Source organism: Butyrivibrio sp. (genome assembly GCF_017433805.1).
GTDB lineage: Bacteria > Bacillota > Clostridia > Lachnospirales > Lachnospiraceae > Butyrivibrio.
In genome coordinates this window covers 16991-33345 of sequence record NZ_JAFRGN010000048.1, presented here as the reverse complement: position 1 = coordinate 33345, position 16355 = coordinate 16991, and the positions used below count along the sequence as shown (strand labels likewise).

Annotated in this window: 17 protein-coding genes and 2 tRNA genes; 11 read left to right on the top strand and 8 right to left on the bottom strand. The window is 40.5% G+C overall.

Annotated elements, in window-relative coordinates:
* Positions 1 to 3 precede the first annotated feature (3 nt).
* A complete protein-coding gene (locus IJI01_RS12055) occupies positions 4 to 1470 on the top strand; it encodes an O-antigen ligase family protein (protein ID WP_292190660.1) in 1467 nt (488 codons plus the stop codon).
* Here the strand turns inward: IJI01_RS12055 and IJI01_RS12050 are convergent.
* Positions 1444 to 1929 (bottom strand): hypothetical protein, encoded by a 486-nt coding sequence (locus tag IJI01_RS12050; protein WP_292190658.1) that lies wholly within the window; start codon positions 1927 to 1929, stop codon positions 1444 to 1446. The genes IJI01_RS12055 and IJI01_RS12050 overlap by 27 nt on opposite strands.
* Before the next feature lie 194 nt (positions 1930 to 2123).
* Here IJI01_RS12050 and IJI01_RS12045 point away from each other — a divergent pair, with 194 nt between their 5' ends.
* Both IJI01_RS12045 and IJI01_RS12040 read left to right on the top strand, forming a co-directional pair.
* Positions 2124 to 2876, top strand: a complete 753-nt coding sequence (locus IJI01_RS12045) for a polyphosphate polymerase domain-containing protein (protein ID WP_292190655.1) — start codon at positions 2124 to 2126, stop codon at positions 2874 to 2876.
* A gap of 48 nt (positions 2877 to 2924) precedes the next feature.
* Complete coding sequence (locus IJI01_RS12040) at positions 2925 to 3611, top strand: DUF4956 domain-containing protein (protein WP_292190652.1); 687 nt, start codon at positions 2925 to 2927, stop codon at positions 3609 to 3611.
* Positions 3612 to 3657: 46 nt separating this feature from the next.
* Here the strand turns inward: IJI01_RS12040 and IJI01_RS12035 are convergent, their stop codons facing one another.
* Together IJI01_RS12035 and IJI01_RS12030 are read right to left on the bottom strand one after the other, a co-directional pair.
* On the bottom strand, positions 3658 to 4953 hold the full coding sequence (locus tag IJI01_RS12035) for a sensor histidine kinase (protein ID WP_292190649.1): 1296 nt from the start codon (positions 4951 to 4953) through the stop codon (positions 3658 to 3660).
* 46 nt (positions 4954 to 4999) lie between these two features.
* The gene (locus IJI01_RS12030; protein ID WP_292190647.1) at positions 5000 to 5677 is read right to left on the bottom strand and encodes a response regulator transcription factor; all 678 of its coding nucleotides are present in this window, start codon (positions 5675 to 5677) and stop codon (positions 5000 to 5002) included.
* 178 nt (positions 5678 to 5855) lie between these two features.
* Here IJI01_RS12030 and IJI01_RS12025 point away from each other — a divergent pair, with 178 nt between their 5' ends.
* The 3 genes from IJI01_RS12025 to IJI01_RS12015 all read left to right on the top strand — a co-directional run bounded on the left by IJI01_RS12025 (position 5856) and on the right by IJI01_RS12015 (position 8233).
* Positions 5856 to 7010, top strand: coding sequence for a DUF3810 domain-containing protein (locus tag IJI01_RS12025; RefSeq protein ID WP_292190644.1), 1155 nt, complete (start codon positions 5856 to 5858; stop codon positions 7008 to 7010).
* A gap of 43 nt (positions 7011 to 7053) precedes the next feature.
* Entirely contained in the window at positions 7054 to 7743 is a 690-nt protein-coding gene (locus tag IJI01_RS12020; protein ID WP_292190641.1) for a hypothetical protein, read from the top strand.
* 181 nt (positions 7744 to 7924) lie between these two features.
* Entirely contained in the window at positions 7925 to 8233 is a 309-nt protein-coding gene (locus IJI01_RS12015) for a hypothetical protein (protein WP_292190638.1), read from the top strand.
* 119 nt (positions 8234 to 8352) lie between these two features.
* Here IJI01_RS12015 and IJI01_RS12010 read toward each other — a convergent pair whose 3' ends face one another.
* The 3 genes from IJI01_RS12010 to IJI01_RS12000 form a co-directional block, all read right to left on the bottom strand.
* Positions 8353 to 8802, bottom strand: a complete 450-nt coding sequence (locus IJI01_RS12010; RefSeq protein ID WP_292190635.1) for a Fur family transcriptional regulator — start codon at positions 8800 to 8802, stop codon at positions 8353 to 8355.
* A gap of 22 nt (positions 8803 to 8824) precedes the next feature.
* On the bottom strand, positions 8825 to 9721 hold the full coding sequence (locus tag IJI01_RS12005) for a putative manganese transporter (protein ID WP_292190632.1): 897 nt from the start codon (positions 9719 to 9721) through the stop codon (positions 8825 to 8827).
* Between the two features lie 93 nt (positions 9722 to 9814).
* Positions 9815 to 9885, bottom strand: a tRNA-Gly gene (locus tag IJI01_RS12000).
* A 167-nt stretch (positions 9886 to 10052) separates the two neighbouring features.
* Here IJI01_RS12000 and sufC point away from each other — a divergent pair.
* Genes sufC through sufU form a run of 5 tightly spaced genes read left to right on the top strand, consistent with a single transcriptional unit; the run spans position 10053 to position 15121 of the window.
* Complete coding sequence (sufC, locus tag IJI01_RS11995) at positions 10053 to 10799, top strand: Fe-S cluster assembly ATPase SufC (protein ID WP_292190629.1); 747 nt, start codon at positions 10053 to 10055, stop codon at positions 10797 to 10799.
* An 11-nt stretch (positions 10800 to 10810) separates the two neighbouring features.
* Entirely contained in the window at positions 10811 to 12220 is a 1410-nt protein-coding gene (gene sufB, locus IJI01_RS11990; RefSeq protein WP_292190626.1) for a Fe-S cluster assembly protein SufB, read from the top strand.
* Positions 12221 to 12270: 50 nt separating this feature from the next.
* A complete protein-coding gene (locus tag IJI01_RS11985) occupies positions 12271 to 13446 on the top strand; it encodes a SufB/SufD family protein (RefSeq protein WP_292190623.1) in 1176 nt (391 codons plus the stop codon).
* A gap of 15 nt (positions 13447 to 13461) precedes the next feature.
* The gene (locus IJI01_RS11980; protein WP_292190621.1) at positions 13462 to 14682 is read left to right on the top strand and encodes an aminotransferase class V-fold PLP-dependent enzyme; all 1221 of its coding nucleotides are present in this window, start codon (positions 13462 to 13464) and stop codon (positions 14680 to 14682) included.
* On the top strand, positions 14672 to 15121 hold the full coding sequence (gene sufU, locus IJI01_RS11975; RefSeq protein WP_292190617.1) for a Fe-S cluster assembly sulfur transfer protein SufU: 450 nt from the start codon (positions 14672 to 14674) through the stop codon (positions 15119 to 15121). Before IJI01_RS11980 ends, sufU begins: the two co-directional genes overlap by 11 nt.
* A gap of 60 nt (positions 15122 to 15181) precedes the next feature.
* Here sufU and IJI01_RS11970 read toward each other — a convergent pair whose 3' ends face one another.
* Positions 15182 to 15730, bottom strand: a complete 549-nt coding sequence (locus tag IJI01_RS11970; protein WP_292190615.1) for a M48 family metallopeptidase — start codon at positions 15728 to 15730, stop codon at positions 15182 to 15184.
* A gap of 454 nt (positions 15731 to 16184) precedes the next feature.
* A tRNA-Lys gene (locus IJI01_RS11965) sits at positions 16185 to 16257 on the bottom strand.
* Positions 16258 to 16355 lie beyond the last annotated feature (98 nt).

Below are 16355 nucleotides of genomic sequence, written 5' to 3'. Positions count from 1 at the left end.
TAAATGCAGATTCTCTACACAATATATCTGATACTTATATGCACCGTTTTACCTATATATATGAAGGATGGCTACTATGAACTTGGTGAAGCCAAGGCCATCTGCTATGTTCTAGTAAGTGCGCCATTTGCAGCTCTAATGCTGTTAAATATGATATTTTCAAAGGATAAAAAGCAGAGTACTAATTCTGAAGATGTATCTAAAGCGAAGTCTATAATTGTTCCAGAGTTCTTTCTCTATGGAACAGTTTTTTCAATGCTCATATCATTTGCATTTTCCATTGATAAAAAGATAGCACTGCTAGGTTTTGAAGGCTGGAGAAATGGCCTTTTAGTTTCTGTGATAGCTATCTTGTTCTGCATTCTCTTTAGTCAGAAAGAATGCAAAATAGATGGAAAGGTCCTGGCAGTTCTAATGATAGTTCCATTTTTGGAAGCTATTCTTTCTATATTAAACAGATTCTCAGTTTTTCCACTTGTTATAAATGGTCAGAACACATCATTCCTTGCAACTATAGGTAACATCAACTGGTTTTCTGGATTTCTTTCTATATGGGCGCCTCTTGGAATCGGAATCATGTATCTTCAGAAGAACTTTTCCTGGAAGTTCTGGATTAACGGATTATATACAATCGTTATGCTGCTTTCGCTGATGCTTCAGGGAAGTGACGGAGCGGTATTGATTTTGATAGGAGCTTACGGCCTGTTACTATTCTGGTCTCTTTCTGACAGGGATTCTTTTAAGAGGTTTCTGATACAGTTGGTAGTTTTGGGACTATCAATGACAATAGTTGACGTAGTTATGCTGTTTGCCGGAAGTGCCTATACCTATGACAACAATATTCTTATTTCTCTGTGCGAAGCACATATCGGAATGATCCTTGTGGCAGCAGCTTTTTTCATCTACAGAGTATGCAGATTATTAGAGGAAATAAAGGCAACCTTTAGAGGAACTATCTATAAGTGGATTTATGTGGCAGCTCTTTTGGCAGGAATTACATACGCTGTGGCAATGGCTGTTATGGGCTTTGGAGATGAATTTGGAAATGGAAGGGGCATTATCTATAGGATGTGCGCCGATCTTTACATGAATTTATCCCCATGGCAGCAGCTTGTGGGAATTGGACAGGACTGTCTCTATCCTTATGCCATGAAGGACGCTATGTGGAGCAGCTCTTTTAGAAATGTCTTTGGAGATATTGCGCTTACTAACGCTCACTGTGAGTTTTTGACAATACTCATTGAACGCGGAATGATAGGTGCTGCTTTATACGTGGGACTTTTTGTATCAGCAATTTTCCAGCTTTTTAAGGTAAAAGAAAAGGAGCCCAAAGCAGTAGCTCTTGGACTCCCTATAATTTCGTATTTTGTTTATAATCAGATTTCTTTTCAACAGATAATGGCAATGCCATATTGCTATATCCTGCTGGGAATGGGTATCTATTTAGGGAAGCTCAGGAATAGGGATTGAGTCATCCAGTTCATGGAAGAAGGTTCTGGTCTCTACAATTCCATAACGAGCTTCATTGTATTCCCACAGGAATCTGTCATTGATGCACTCTTTTCCATACATCATAACTCGGCCGGTGTAAGCGTTGATCACTGATACATAGCGCCTATCCTGATCGAATTTCTTGAGAATCTCATCTTTTCTGCGCCTAGGATGCTTGGCTGCGAATTTTCTGATATCAATCTGCAAATCTACAGGCAGGGGTTTTTCTCGTTCCTGTACTGCGTGTAGATACTTGTCATAAGTTTCTTCATCTATTTTTTCAAAATGATTCACAAACTCAAGACAACATGCGCCATCTGGTAGTAATAGCCTTACTCTGTCTGCCCCGTACACGTCTTCTACCTCGGCAACGACCTGGGGAACTAGTGGCTTGCCATTGTAGTCTAAAATGATAACTTTGTCACCTTTTTTGTACATGTGTAACCTCCCCTATGTTGATGTCTAGTAATACATTAATTATACCATGAAACGTTGATTTTTCTTGCTATTTCCGGATAGAATTTGTCTTTTTGTAAAAAATATTTTGGTTTTAAGTTATTTTTAGGTAGCGTATTTAGAATGACTTCAAGAGTTAACCAAAAAACGAGATGAAAATACGGTGAGGAAAGATAATGAGCGGATTTAAAGATGTATTTGAAAGAATAGAGACAAAATTTCTGTTGGATGAAATGCAGTACAAGGAGCTGATGAAGAGACTGGAAAATATGGCAGCTATCGACAGCTATGGAAAGACATCCATCTTAAACATATATTTTGACACCCCAGATTATAGGCTTATCGAAAGATCATTGGAAAAGCCAGTGTACAAGGAAAAGCTAAGGCTGAGAACTTATGGAGTGGCAAGCGATGACACAAATGCTTTTATAGAGATCAAGAAAAAATATAAAGGCGTTGTGTACAAGAGAAGAATTTCGATGCCATACAGTGAAGCAATGGATTACCTGGTTAATGGCAAAGAGCCTAAGGAGACTTCACAGATTTCAAATGAGATCGACTATTTTCTCAAATACTACAAGGGAATAAGACCTGCAATGGCCATATCCTATGACCGAATAGCCATGGCGGGAATCCGTGACCCGGAGCTTAGAATTACCTTTGATACCAACATCAGATGGAGAACAGATAAGCTTTCGCTAAAAGAAGGAAATGTAGGAAAAGACATTTTACTTCCAGGACAGCATCTTATGGAGCTGAAAATTGCTGGAGCGATGTCGGTAGAAATGGCAAGGCTCCTGGATGAACTTAATATCAGGCAGACCTCGTTTTCCAAGTATGGAAGAGGATATCAGGATCTCATGAGCCAGAAGCTAATGGAAGCAAAAGAAGAAAACAACAAGATTGCGATGTTTCGCAAAGCAGTATGAGCATAGATTCAATTTTGATTCAGATGATAGAGAAAAGGAGATAATACAATGACAACAGATATGATTTTTGGAACAATAATGTCAGGCGGCGAAGTAACAGGGGCTTCATTCCTCATAGCAATGCTTTGCTCACTTGCAATAGGTATTTTCATTGCCTTCATGTATACGATCAAGAATAATTATTCAAAGAGCTACATTGTTACACTGGCTCTTCTTCCTGCAATTGTTCAGGTGGTTATAATGCTTGTTAATGGCAACATCGGAGCAGGCGTAGCAGTGGCTGGAGCATTTTCACTTGTAAGATTCCGTTCAGCACCTGGTACAGGAAAAGAGATCACAAGTATCTTCCTTGCTATGGCAGTAGGTCTTGCAACAGGTATGGGGTACATTGGAATCGCTGCTATGTTCGCAGTTATCATTACACTTGCTAACCTTATTCTTTCTAACTGCGGCTTTGGTGATTCACTTGCAGAGGAAAAGACGCTTAAGATCGCTGTTCCAGAGAGCCTTGATTTTGAAGGCATTTTCGATGATATTTTTGAGAGATACACAACAAAGGCTGAACTTGAAGAGGTTAAGACTTCAGGAATGGGAAGCTTATATAAGCTTACATATAAAGTTGTACTCAGACAGAAGGCTTCAACAAAGGCTATGATCGATGAAATGAGACAGAGAAATGGTAACCTTGAGATCAGCTGCTCAAGACCAGTTACAGTTAAGAGCGAGGAATTATAATTTAGGATAAATAAGGAAAACCGGCATCGCCTGATGCCGGTTTTTGTTAACCTTTATTCTTGTTTTTGGGAAGCTCTTTGGGGAGAGTGACGATGAATCTGATGATCTTGTCGCCGTCTCTTACAGCTTCTATATTTCCGCCATGAGATATGGCAATTGCTCTTGCTACAGATAGACCGATACCATAGCCACCAGTTTCTCGGCTTCTGGAAGAATCTGCACGGTAGAAGCGGTCAAATAGTCTGTCGAGATTTCCACTTGGAATGCTGTCACAGGTGTTTGAAACTTCAAAAACAATGTTTTTGTCCCTGGAGAGCGTTACGTGGATGCTTCCTTTATCTGAGGAATACTTGATGGCATTGTCCAGAAGAAGCGAAGCTAGCTGATTCATTGCATTCTTATCTCCTGTAATATGTATTCCTTCAGTGATGTCTACCTGAAATTTTTTATCCTTTGATTCTGCTACAGTTTGGAAAGAAGAGGCAGTTTCAAGCATTGTCTGACTCAGATCAAAATCAGAGAATACAACATTTATCCGCTCCTCATCCATTCTGGAAAGGGTAAGAAGGTTTTTAACAAGGCTGTTCATTCTCTTTATCTGGTTGCGAATACTGCTGGTCCATTCACTTTTTCCTGTTTCCAGCTCGAGAACATCGATGTTTGCTGAAATAACAGCAAGAGGAGTTTTGAGCTCGTGACCAGCATCCGTGATGAATCTCTTTTGCTTCTCAAGGGATTCAACGACAGGTGCCACTGCCTGACTTGAGAAGATATATACCAGGATGAACATGGCTATCAGCGCAAGTGCGCCAACAAGTAGTGATTGTGATAGCAGCTTAAATGCATTAAATATAGAAGAACTAAGGTCGATGAAAACGATGATACAAGAACCATCGTCATTAATGGCTTTCTTGTAGCGATAGGAATGATACATTCCCTTTTCCTTATTGGAAGAATAAATCTGATTAGCGAATGCCGTCGCGTCTTCTTCGGTAATAGCTGCGATATGCAAGAGGTCAGTCTCTGTGATGTTGCCAGTTGAATCGAATCTCACTACAAAGTATCTGGACTGATAGGGCATCTCCGCAGAGCGTGTGTTGTTCAGACGGTCGAAGGTAAAGGGGGTGTCAGGTCTGAAACGCTCCGCTGGTGGATGAAAATTGTCATTCATCATTCCAGGGAAACGGCCATCGTTGGTAGTCAGGATAGCAAGAAGGTTGTCAGCATCCTGATACATACTATGAAGATTTACAGCATTGATTATGCCTATCATCACGACAATTATCAGCAAAAGGGACAACATGGCGGTGATGACAAATTTTTTCCTTAATCTTTTAACCATAATTAGGCTCCATAATTAAGTATCTAAGAATCAGGTGAAAAAGTTATCAGTTAGAGATTTCGTTTAATGAGTATCCGAGGCCTCGAGAAGCTTTTATCTCGCAACTGGCATCAAGGGAGGTCAGTTTTTTACGTAGGTTGGAAACGTAAACCCAGACAACATTTACATCAGCTTCTCCGTCAGCCCAGATGCGGTCCATGAAGGTGTCTACAGATATGATTCTACCTGGTGAAGTCATGAGCATTTCCATCATCTGGAACTCACGGCCAGACAGGCGGATCTTATCGTGGTCAGGTGTTGATAATTCATAGCCTGCCCTGTCGAGAGTGAGATTTCCGCAAGTGAGATTTGGCTGTGAGAAGTCAGCTTTTCTTCTGAGCATAGCCCTTACTCTTGCAAGAAGTTCGCCCATATCAAAAGGCTTAGGAATATAGTCATCGGCGCCAAGATCAAGGCCCTTTATTCTGTCTTCTACCTCTGTCTTGGCGGTCAGGAAGAGTATAGGGGTTGAGAGTCCTTCGGCACGTATCTTGCTGAGTACTTCAGTTCCATCCATTCCAGGCATCATGATATCCAGAATAATGCCATCGTAATCACCTGTAAGGGCGTAGTCCAAGGCATCATTTCCGTTATATACTGCATCAACTGTGTAATTACTGTGTTTTAATATGGCTACGAGGGCGTTAACGAGCTCGACCTCATCATCTGCAACTAATAGCTTCATATAATACCGTCCATTTCTGAAATTATTTAAGTTACACTTTAATTCTAGCAAATAGATAGCGCAATTGCACGGAGCAATTATGTATAAAGTATGAACGGATTAAGCGTTTTTGGACATTTTGAGTACATATTTGGAGAGTAAAATACTCTTTACCAAGATCATTTTGGAGGGGATAGCAATGAAGAAAAGGGGAAGAGCTTTTTCTTTACCTATTATCATAGCTTTAGGGTTTTGCATTATCTTTAATCTGGCTGCATGGACCAGCACGAGATTTTCTGACTTTTATGTCACTTATATTTTCCCGGTAATAACAGGTGTATATGGCAGGTTTACCAGTCTGTTTGGCTTTTCCGTAGGGGAAAAGATGCTGGTTGCAGTATTGATCTATATTGCCTTAGCCATTATTTTTGTTCTTTTCCATACTATATTTATGTTGTTTGGCAAAAGAGAAAGCTCTTTTGGCAAGAAGTGTGAAGCTGTTTCGGATTTCTTTTACCGTGTTACACCTGTGCTTCTGGCAATCACTATGGTTGTGATGAGCCTTAACTGCTTTGTTCTGTATCACACCTCCAAGCTGGATGTGTCGCCGGAGAGCGACCATGAGGAATATAATCTGGAGGAGCTCACGCAGCTTCGTGACTATATAGTCAGGAAATGTAACGAGTTATCAACCAAGGTTCCACATGATGAAAATGGAAACGTGGCCTTTGAAGGAGATATGGCTGCTACTGCGATTTCTGCAATGCAGAATATTTCTGTGGATTATCCAAGGCTTTCCGGATATTATGTGACGCCCAAGGCCCTTTATTTCTCAGACTTTATGTGCCAGCAGTACATGCAAGGGTACTATTTTCCATTTTCTATGGAGGCTAATTATAACGACACCATGAACATGATGAATAAGCCATTTACTATGTGCCACGAGCTGGCTCATACCCATGGCTACATATATGAGGATGAGGCGAACTTTTTTGGGTTCCTTGCCTGCATCAGTTCTGATGACATTGTCTTCCAGTACAGTGGATATCTGGGAGTTTTGAATTATGTGAACAATGATTTTTATAGAGCTGTCAGTGAAAAAGAGTACAAGTCTCACGTTAAGATTTCTGACAGAGTTAAGTATGATAATGAATTCCTGTCCCGGGAAGGCTGGCAGGAAGTTGAGAAAAAGGCTGTGATCAAGACTGAGACTGTCAAAAAGGCAGCAGATGCATTTATCGACACTAATCTGAAGGTAAACGGCGTGTCTTCTGGAAAGGTCAGCTATGCTCACGTTGTAGGTCTTATCATGGACTACTATTATAGTAATTCAATATTGGCATCAGCAGGTTAAGCGTTATAATAGGACTATCGGATTTCATGAAATGGAGATTAATATGAAAAAAAGAAGATCAGTTCTATTAACTACGATGCTTATGTGCGCTCTGCTTGTGGGGTGTAAGCCATCGGAGGATAAGCTTGCTGAGGCTGAGACAGCAAGAACACAGTTATTATCAGCAAGAGACGCTGCAGAAGAGACCTATCTGGATATTGCTGATACTTCAATGAGATCAGAGCTTGATACTCTTGGAGTTAAAGTCACAGAGATAGAAGCAATAGATTTCACTAACATGAGTGACAAGAAGATTAATGAAGTACTGCCAAGTATCGTTGAGCTTACTGAGAGTTATACGACTGTTCAGGCTAAGCTATCTGGTACATATCAGGAAGAGACTGCAGTAAAAGAGGAGCAGGCCAAGAATGTACAGGTAGATGCCTATATTATAAATAAGATGGGCTTTGATCTATCAAGTGTTGTTCTGCATGATATTACTGCGGATACTTATTCTGAGAATATTATTTCTGGTGATCAGGCACTTGTTTCTGGCTACACACTTATGGGAGTTAAGCTTGAGATATACACAGACAGCTCAGAATGGGAGTTTATCGTAACAGATACAGCTGGAAACAGCTATAATATTCCATCTGAAGATTTGAGATCAGTTTCAGACAAGGGTGTATCACTATCTTTTGAGTATGATAAAGAGACTGATTCTGGTGTGGTTTCTTTTGGTGGATACTTCTAAAACTTGATATTTATTAATTTTTTTGTTAAATATAAACAAAATCTTAAGAGAATCTTAAGATAATATGCACAAGTTTATTCATGACATATTTTTTTTTCAAGTATATAATCTTATTTCGTACTGAAGCAATTGGCTTGCAATAGAATTGTAAAGTATAGGTAAGAAGAGGAGATTATATATTATGAAGAAGAATATCGTAACATTACTTTCAGCATTAACACTTTCTGCAGCAGTACTTGCTGGTTGCGGAGAGGCTACAGTAGAGACAGCAGTAGAGGAGACATCTGTAGAAGCTACAGTTGAGGCTACAGAGGTTGTAGAAGAGGCTGTTGAGGCTGCTTCAGAGGCATCATCAGTAGAAGAGGCTGTTGAGGCTGCATCAGATGCTTCATCAGTAGAAGAGGCTGTTGAGGCTGCATCAGACGCTTCATCAGTAGAGGAGGCAGTTGAGGCTGCTTCAGAAGCTACATCAGAGGCTTCAAACAACTAATTCAATTAGATTTTTTACACCAGGTTTAACTAGTTAATAATCAATTGCTTTAGTCAGTACATGATAATAAGAGCCATCACATTCGATTGGGTGTGATGGCTCTTTTCATATTATCTATATTATTTACAATCGTTACAGTATCCGTATACCTCAAGGTTGTGGCCTGTGATCTCAAAGCCTGGAACAGAATGTTCTATTTCGTGGCTGATTTCGTGAAGAGGGCAGGTTCCAAGAGGAATCTTTTTGTGGCATTTAAGACATACAGCGTAGTGCTTGTGCTTGCCACTTTTTAGCTCGTATACGGCAGTTTCTTCTGATGAGAAGATTGTCTTGGATATTACGTTTGCTTTTTCAAATGCAATAAGGTTCCTATATATAGTAGAAAAAGCATACATTTCGGAAGCGTGTTCCTTATTGAGAATAGAGTAGATCTCGGCAGCAGACAGGGGATCCTGACTTGAATATAATACCTTGAAGATATCAATTCGCTGCTTGGTTTTCTTGACTCCTTCGGGCCAGTTTCTTTCTATGATTTCATCATAAGATTCAGGATGTATCTTACAGCTCATAATAAATCCTCATAAATGTCTATTAGATAGTGATTCCAAGTATATCAATTAAAAGTCCAACAACAGTTCCAATAAAGAACAGTAAAAGAGCGATATTGATATTCTCTTTCTTGTTATCATTAACTCTAAAGAGAACCAGAAGTCCAATACCTGCGCCCACTAAAAGGCCTGACATCATTGTACCGAGAGTGATCATCTGGTCAAGATAGAGCTCAGTGATGATAACAGAGGCAGCACAGTTAGGAATGAGGCCTACTAATCCGGCGAGGATGTGGCTGATAACCGGACTTGTCTTGAGGAGCATAGCTACACGATCTGCACCGATGAGCTCGATCACAAGGTTAAAGACAAGTGAAAGAACCAGTACGAATAAGAAAATGTGAATTGTATGTACCAAAGCAGATTTAACGATTCCGATAAAGCCGGCGTCTTCATCATCGTCGCAGTGGCAATGCTCTTTTTCACAGAGAGCTTCTATATTAACAGGATCATTTAAAGATCTGCCACGTGACTTGTGATAAGCATGAACAATAAAGTCGATGACAAAACCTGCGATGATACCAATAAGAGCTTTGATTGCAAGGATCTGAACCATTGTAATTACTGGAACCTGCTCAGAAATAAAGAGAGGAACCATTTCGTCTGATGTGGACAGATAGATAGCAATGAGAGTTCCAAGTGTTATTACTCTGCCGGCATACAGGTTAGATGCTGCTGCAGAGAAACCACACTGCGGGAAAACTCCGATAAGTCCGCCCCAAAGAGGTCCGAAATGTTCAGTTTTTTCTACGACACCTGAAGTGAATTCAGCTGTCTTGTGCTCTAAGTATTCCATTATCAGATATGTGACAAATAAAAATGGAAGTATCTTGAGCGAATCTATTACTGCGTCAATTACTACGTCTAAAATAAGTTCCATGGTGATCTCCTTTTTGAGTATCTATATGTTATACCTGTTTAAATGCAAATGCAAATCATTTGCATTTAGAAAAAGGCAAAAAAAATAAGCAGAAGCGGGTGATGGGAATCGAACCCACGTATCCAGCTTGGAAGGCTGGTGTTCTACCATTGAACTACACCCGCATGGTGCTGACAAGTATGTATTCTACCGAGTTTTATATAGTATGTCAAGGTCTTTTGTGATAAACTATGTTTGTTTGTCATTTGACATAGTGTTTTGCTGGTGTTAATATAAATCCTACTAAGTTAGTAGGAAATAGTTTTGCGTATATATGAAAGGAACTATTACAATGTCAGAACAGTCTTTATTACAGGTTAAGGATTTATCAGTATCTATAGATAATGAACTTCCTATACTTCATAACATCAATTTGGATATCAAGCCAGGAGAGACTCACGTACTCATGGGACCTAACGGAGCAGGCAAGTCTACACTTGGTTTTACGCTTATGGGTAATCCACATTACAACGTAACTGAGGGAAGCATCACTTTTGATGGACAGGATATTACAGCAGCTTCTTCTGATAAGAGAGCTAAGGCTGGAATGTTCCTTTCTTTCCAGAATCCATATGAGGTTCCAGGAATTTCCCTTAGCAGCTTCATTAGAAATGCATATCATGCACAGACAGGAGCTCCTGTTAAGCTTCTTGCATTCCAGAAGTCACTTAAGGCTGCAATGGAGATTCTTTCAATGGATGAGTCATATGCAGACAGAGATCTCAATGTAGGATTCTCTGGAGGTGAGAAAAAGAAGGCTGAAATCCTTCAGCTTCTTATGCTTAATCCTAAGTTTGCAATCCTTGATGAGACTGACTCAGGTCTTGACGTAGACGCTGTTCGTACAGTTTCCAAGGGTATCGAAGAGTACCAGAAAAAGAAGGATGGAGCTCTTCTTATCATTACACACAGCACTAAGATTCTTGAATCTCTTCACGTAGATTACACACACGTACTCGTTAAGGGTAACATCGTTCACACTGGCGATGGTTCACTTGTTGATGAGATCAATGCAAATGGTTTTGAGAGATTTGTATAAAGAGGGTTGATATGAGCGATAATAAACAGATTGTGGCCGATATCGACCGCAGTTTATATGATTTTAAAGATGTGGAGTCAGAAAAAGACTTCTATCGTATGGCCGAGGGTCTTACTAGAGAAACAGTTCTCAAGGTTTCTGAGGAAAAGAATGACCCTGAATGGATGCGAGATTTCAGACTTAAATGTCTTGAGTTATACGAAGAGATCAAGATGCCAAATTGGGGACCAAGTATCGAAGGCCTCGATATGGACAGAATTTCTTCTTATGTTAGACACAAGTCAGATATGAAGGGCAAGTGGGAGGATGTTCCAGAGGATATCAAGAATACCTTTGAGAAGCTTGGAATCCCACAGGCTGAGAGAGAATCTCTGGCTGGTGTTGGTGCTCAGTACGATTCAGAGCTTGTTTACCACAATGTTAAGGATGAGGTTGCTGCCCAGGGCGTAATCTACACAGACCTTGAGAGTGCACTTCACGGTGAATATGCAGACATGATCAAGGAACACTTCATGAAGCTTGTTCCTCCTACAGATCATAAGTTTGCAGCTCTTCATGGCGCAGTTTGGTCAGGTGGCTCTTTTGTATATGTTCCTAAGGGAGTCAAGGTTGACATTCCTCTTCAGTCATACTTCAGACTTAATGCAGCTGGAGCAGGACAGTTCGAGCATACACTTATTATTGTAGATGAGGGTGCAGATCTTCACTTCATCGAGGGATGTTCTGCACCTAAATATAACGTTGCCAACCTTCATGCTGGCTGCGTAGAGCTTTTTGTTGGTAAGGGTGCGAGACTTCGTTACTCAACAATTGAGAACTGGTCCAAGAATATGTACAACCTTAACACCAAGAGAGCAGTAGTTGAGGAGAATGGAATTATGGAGTGGGTATCAGGATCTTTTGGTTCTCACACTTCATATCTTTATCCTATGACTATCCTCAAGGGTGATAATTCCAAGATGGAATTTACAGGAATTACTTTTGCTGGTAAGGGACAGAATCTTGATACAGGAGCCAAGGTTGTTCACATTGGTGAGAGAACTTCTTCTGTTATTTCCACTAAGTCTATTTCCAAGGACGGCGGAATCGGTACTTACAGGAGTAGCGTAACAATCCAGAAGACAGCCAAGAAGGCTAAGGCATCTGTTTCCTGTGATTCACTTATGCTTGATAGCATTTCAAGAGCAGATACAGTTCCAGCTATGGATATTCGTACTAACGATGCAGATGTAGGACACGAGGCTAAGATTGGTAGAATCAGCGACGAAGCTATTTTCTATCTCATGTCACGTGGTATCAGTGAAGAGGATGCCAAGGCCATGATCGTAAGCGGCTTTGCTAATCCGGTTTCCAAAGAGCTTCCTCTTGAGTATGCGGTTGAGATGAACAATCTGATCAAGCTTGAGATGAGCGGACATTAATAAGCGTATTACTTTAGGACGTTTCTTAGAAAAAGATTTGGGAGCATAACATGAATACAGATTTAAATATGAAGGTTAATGTACTGCCAGTTTATACCTACAATTTCCTTAGAGTAAACGACAGTACACTCGATGCTTCAGATATAACAATAGATTCAGTAGAAAGTCCAGTACCAGCAGCTGTTCCACAGGGTGTTAGCCTTAAGAGCGGTGTTTCTTTTGATGAAGCTGGTGAGGTTTTCAGAGCAAATAAAGATAAGATTTTGGTATCAACAGGCGTTCCAGGTGAGCCTAATGGCGATACTTCTGCCAGAGATAACGAACAGGCAGTTAGAACTGGAATGGGCGTTGATGTAGATAAGCTATTTATTTCTACAGGTGCTAAATGTGATGTTTACACTGTAGAAGAGGGCACAGTTGTAAAAGAGCCTATCGTTCTTCGTTTTGATATGAAGAATGGAAATGGCCGTCTTGCTTCTCAGGTTATTCATGCCAAGAAGAATTCAGAGATTACAGTGATCATGGATTACACTTCTGAGGATGATAAAGAGGCAGCAGGCTTCCTTGGCGTAAGTACCAGAGTTCTGGCTGAGGAGGGAGCAAGGGTTATCCTTGTTAAGACTCAGATGCTTGGAAATGGCTATCTTCATTTCGATGACCTTGGCGGTGCTTGCTATGAAAAGGGCGCCATCAGGCTGGTTACATTAGAGCTCGGTGCACAGAAGGTATGGACCGGAAGCTATATGAATCTCACAGCTAAAGAGGCTGATTTTACTAGTGATGTTGCTTATCTTAGCCGCGAGGATCACCACATGGATATTAACTTTGTGGCAGATCACAGAGGCAAGAAGACAAACGCGCTTATGCAGTTCAAGGGTGTCCTCATGGATGAAGCACAGAAGACACTTAGATTTACTATTGATTTCAAGAATGGTAGTGCTGGTTCAGTTGGCGATGAGCAGGAAGATGTACTTCTTCTTGGCGACGATGTAATCAACCGTACAATGCCTATTATTCTTTGCCAGGAAGAGGATATGGATGGACGCCACGGAGCTACAATTGGTCAGCTCGGTGAGGACCTTCTTTTCTATATGCAGACAAGAGGAATTGATGAGGAAGAGGCTAAGCGTATTATGGTCAAGGCAAGACTTGATAGCGTAGCGAGACTCATTCCAGATGAAGCACTGGCGCAGAGAGCACAGCACTATATTCAGAATATTATTTGATCAGGAGAAAGACCCATGGGTAGTTTGCAGGATTTTCGCAAGGATTTCGACATCTTGAATTCTGGCGATTATGTATATTTTGATAACGCAGCTACATCTCAGAGACCAAGACAGGTACTGGATGCAGTAACAAACTTCTATAAGACAACCAATGCTAATCCTTTAAGAGGCTTATACGACTGGAGTATGGGTGCTACAGAAGCCTATGAGAATGCCAGAAGTACTGTTGCCGATTTTATCGGTGCCAGCAGGGCAGAAGAGATCATTTTTACCAGAAATACTACAGAATCTCTTAACCTTGTAGCATATAGCTATGGTATGGAAAATGTTCACGAAGGCGATGAGATCGTTGTTACAGTAATGGAGCATCACAGTAATCTTCTTCCATGGCAGATGGTTGCCAAGAAGAATGGTGCTAAGCTTGTTTTCCTTGAGCCTGATGAAGAGGGTGTTATTACTAAAGAGGAATATGAGTCCAAGATTACAGATAAGACCAAGATTGTAGCAGTTGGACATGTTTCTAACGTATTTGGTATTACTAATCCGGTTAAAGAGATTGCAGAATATGCTCATTCTAAGGGAGCTATCATGGTAGTAGATGGTGCTCAGTCAACACCACACATGTCAGTTGATGTTCAGGCTATAGGAGCAGACTTCTTTGCTCTTTCAGGTCACAAGATGCTTGCACCTATGGGAATTGGAGCTCTTTATGGAAGATACGAGCTTCTTGAGAAGATGCAGCCATTTTTAACAGGCGGCGAGATGATCGAATATGTTACCAGAACTGATGCTACTTATGCTGAGATTCCTCATAAGTTCGAAGCTGGAACAGTAAACGCTGGAGATGCAGTAGGACTTGCTGCAGCAATAGAGTATATTAAATCAGTAGGATTTGATAAAATAGAAGAGCAGGAACTTAAACTTACCAAGCTGATCATGGAAGGACTTGCTAAGCTTCCATACATCAAGGTATATGGTTCCAAAGATTACAGAAAGCATTGCGGAATTGTGACATTTACAATGGAAGGTGTTCATCCTCATGACATGTCATCAGTACTTAATGATGATCATGTATGTATCAGAGCCGGACACCACTGTGCACAGCCTCTTATGCAGTTTATAGGAGCAGGTTCTACCGCAAGAGCCAGTGTATACTTCTATAATACTGAAGAGGAAGTAGCAGTTTTCCTTGATAAGCTGTCCAAGGTTAGAGAGGTTATGGGATATGGAGCTTAAGCAGTTATATCGCGAGATAGTTAATGAACACAATCTTCACCCTGTTAACAGAGGTAAGATTGAGGATGCAGATCTGGTACTTAGAGGTGTTAATCCAAGCTGTGGAGATGACATTACTCTTTATATGAAGCTTGATGGAGATGTTATTAAGGCAGCTTCCTACGATGGAAGTGGATGCGCTATTTCACAGGCATCAGTAGATATGATGGTTGACCAGATTCTTGGCAAGAACAAGGAAGAGGCAATCAAGCTTGCTGGAACTTTCATGGGAATGATCAAGGGCGAGATTACAGACGAAGAGAGCATTGAGGCTCTTGATGAGGCAGCAGCTCTTCAGGATGTAGCTCATATGCCTGCAAGAGTTAAATGTGCAGTACTTGGCTGGCACACAATGCAGGAGATGCTTGAGCACCCAGAAAAGGCTCAGGAGAATAAATAATATATAGAAGAAATAAACCTCAGAACATTCAAATAGAGTGTTCTGAGGTTTTTATTATAATTATTTGACCATTAATTCACTTCCGTGATCCTTAAGCCATTTACGTCTTTCCTTGTAATCGGGAAGTATACTTTCTACAAGTGCCCAGAATCTGTCTGAATGATTCATTTCCTTGCGGTGACATAGTTCATGTACAACAACATAATCTATAATTTCATCCGGAGCTCGCATCAGAAGGCAATTGAAATTAAGATTTCCCTGAGCTGAACAGCTTCCCCATCGGCTCTTTTGCATTCTAATGGTAATTCTGTTATAGCTAACACCGAGTATCTTAGAATATCTCTCAACCTTAGGAGGAAGGATCCTTTTTGCCTTGGTAACAAGCAGCTTTATATCCTGCTCAGATAATGGGGTACTTTTGGATTCGTTTTGAGCTCTTTCTTTCATCTTTTTAAGGCTCTTTTCAATCCAGTCTGCCTTCTCACCAATAAAACGGTTAATTTCCCTCTCAGACATCCTAAGCGGCGCCCTGACTATGATTCTTAGATCTTTGGTCACTTCTATCGCTATTGATTTTCTATTACTTCTTATAAGTTCTACTTTCTGCATATGCTAATATCTTAAAACTATTCTCTTTTATTGGGAAGATGTGCATGATATGAATTCAGTGATGTCATGCATCTTGATCAAGCAAAATCAGTTTTGCATCGATTATCATTTAACTGGTCATAATAGATGCAGTTTGGACCAACATAGAAATAGAAATTGCATCTATATTGCGTAGAAATCAATTTTCGATGCTTTTGATAAAAGAAAAGGGCTAAAATGGGCATCGATAATGGACTAAATGCGCAAAATAGATGCAGGCACGCAATATTCGAAATGCTACGCATTTCTCATTTACGCGGCATTCGCCGCATAAATTAAAAGAAAGATAATGAAAGTCTTAGATGAGCAAGCTCCTCATGACATTCATTATCTTTCTTTTATATTGCGTGGCTCATTTTAACGCGAAAAAAAGTACCATCCCCATGGGATATACCCACGAAAACAGTACTCGGCGTGCACCGCCAGGGTCTCGAACCCTGGACAACCTGATTAAGAGTCAGGTGCTCTACCAACTGAGCTAGCGGTGCATTCGTTATTTACTTGGCGTTGCCATGTCTTAACGACAAGTGATATCTTACTACGGTGAAAAAGAAAATGCAAGCACTTTTTTCAAAAATTTTTAAAA

Bases quoted from the DNA above. Each gene is read 5' to 3' on its own strand.
- IJI01_RS12055 (WP_292190660.1), top strand. From the start codon at position 4: ATGCAGATTCTCTACACAATATATCTGATACTTATATGCACCGTTTTA.
- IJI01_RS12050 (WP_292190658.1), bottom strand. From the start codon at position 1,929: ATGTACAAAAAAGGTGACAAAGTTATCATTTTAGACTACAATGGCAAG.
- IJI01_RS12045 (WP_292190655.1), top strand. From the start codon at position 2,124: ATGAGCGGATTTAAAGATGTATTTGAAAGAATAGAGACAAAATTTCTG.
- IJI01_RS12040 (WP_292190652.1), top strand. From the start codon at position 2,925: ATGACAACAGATATGATTTTTGGAACAATAATGTCAGGCGGCGAAGTA.
- IJI01_RS12035 (WP_292190649.1), bottom strand. From the start codon at position 4,953: ATGGTTAAAAGATTAAGGAAAAAATTTGTCATCACCGCCATGTTGTCC.
- IJI01_RS12030 (WP_292190647.1), bottom strand. From the start codon at position 5,677: ATGAAGCTATTAGTTGCAGATGATGAGGTCGAGCTCGTTAACGCCCTC.
- IJI01_RS12025 (WP_292190644.1), top strand. From the start codon at position 5,856: ATGAAGAAAAGGGGAAGAGCTTTTTCTTTACCTATTATCATAGCTTTA.
- IJI01_RS12020 (WP_292190641.1), top strand. From the start codon at position 7,054: ATGAAAAAAAGAAGATCAGTTCTATTAACTACGATGCTTATGTGCGCT.
- IJI01_RS12015 (WP_292190638.1), top strand. From the start codon at position 7,925: ATGAAGAAGAATATCGTAACATTACTTTCAGCATTAACACTTTCTGCA.
- IJI01_RS12010 (WP_292190635.1), bottom strand. From the start codon at position 8,802: ATGAGCTGTAAGATACATCCTGAATCTTATGATGAAATCATAGAAAGA.
- IJI01_RS12005 (WP_292190632.1), bottom strand. From the start codon at position 9,721: ATGGAACTTATTTTAGACGTAGTAATTGACGCAGTAATAGATTCGCTC.
- sufC (WP_292190629.1), top strand. From the start codon at position 10,053: ATGTCAGAACAGTCTTTATTACAGGTTAAGGATTTATCAGTATCTATA.
- sufB (WP_292190626.1), top strand. From the start codon at position 10,811: ATGAGCGATAATAAACAGATTGTGGCCGATATCGACCGCAGTTTATAT.
- IJI01_RS11985 (WP_292190623.1), top strand. From the start codon at position 12,271: ATGAATACAGATTTAAATATGAAGGTTAATGTACTGCCAGTTTATACC.
- IJI01_RS11980 (WP_292190621.1), top strand. From the start codon at position 13,462: ATGGGTAGTTTGCAGGATTTTCGCAAGGATTTCGACATCTTGAATTCT.
- sufU (WP_292190617.1), top strand. From the start codon at position 14,672: ATGGAGCTTAAGCAGTTATATCGCGAGATAGTTAATGAACACAATCTT.
- IJI01_RS11970 (WP_292190615.1), bottom strand. From the start codon at position 15,730: ATGCAGAAAGTAGAACTTATAAGAAGTAATAGAAAATCAATAGCGATA.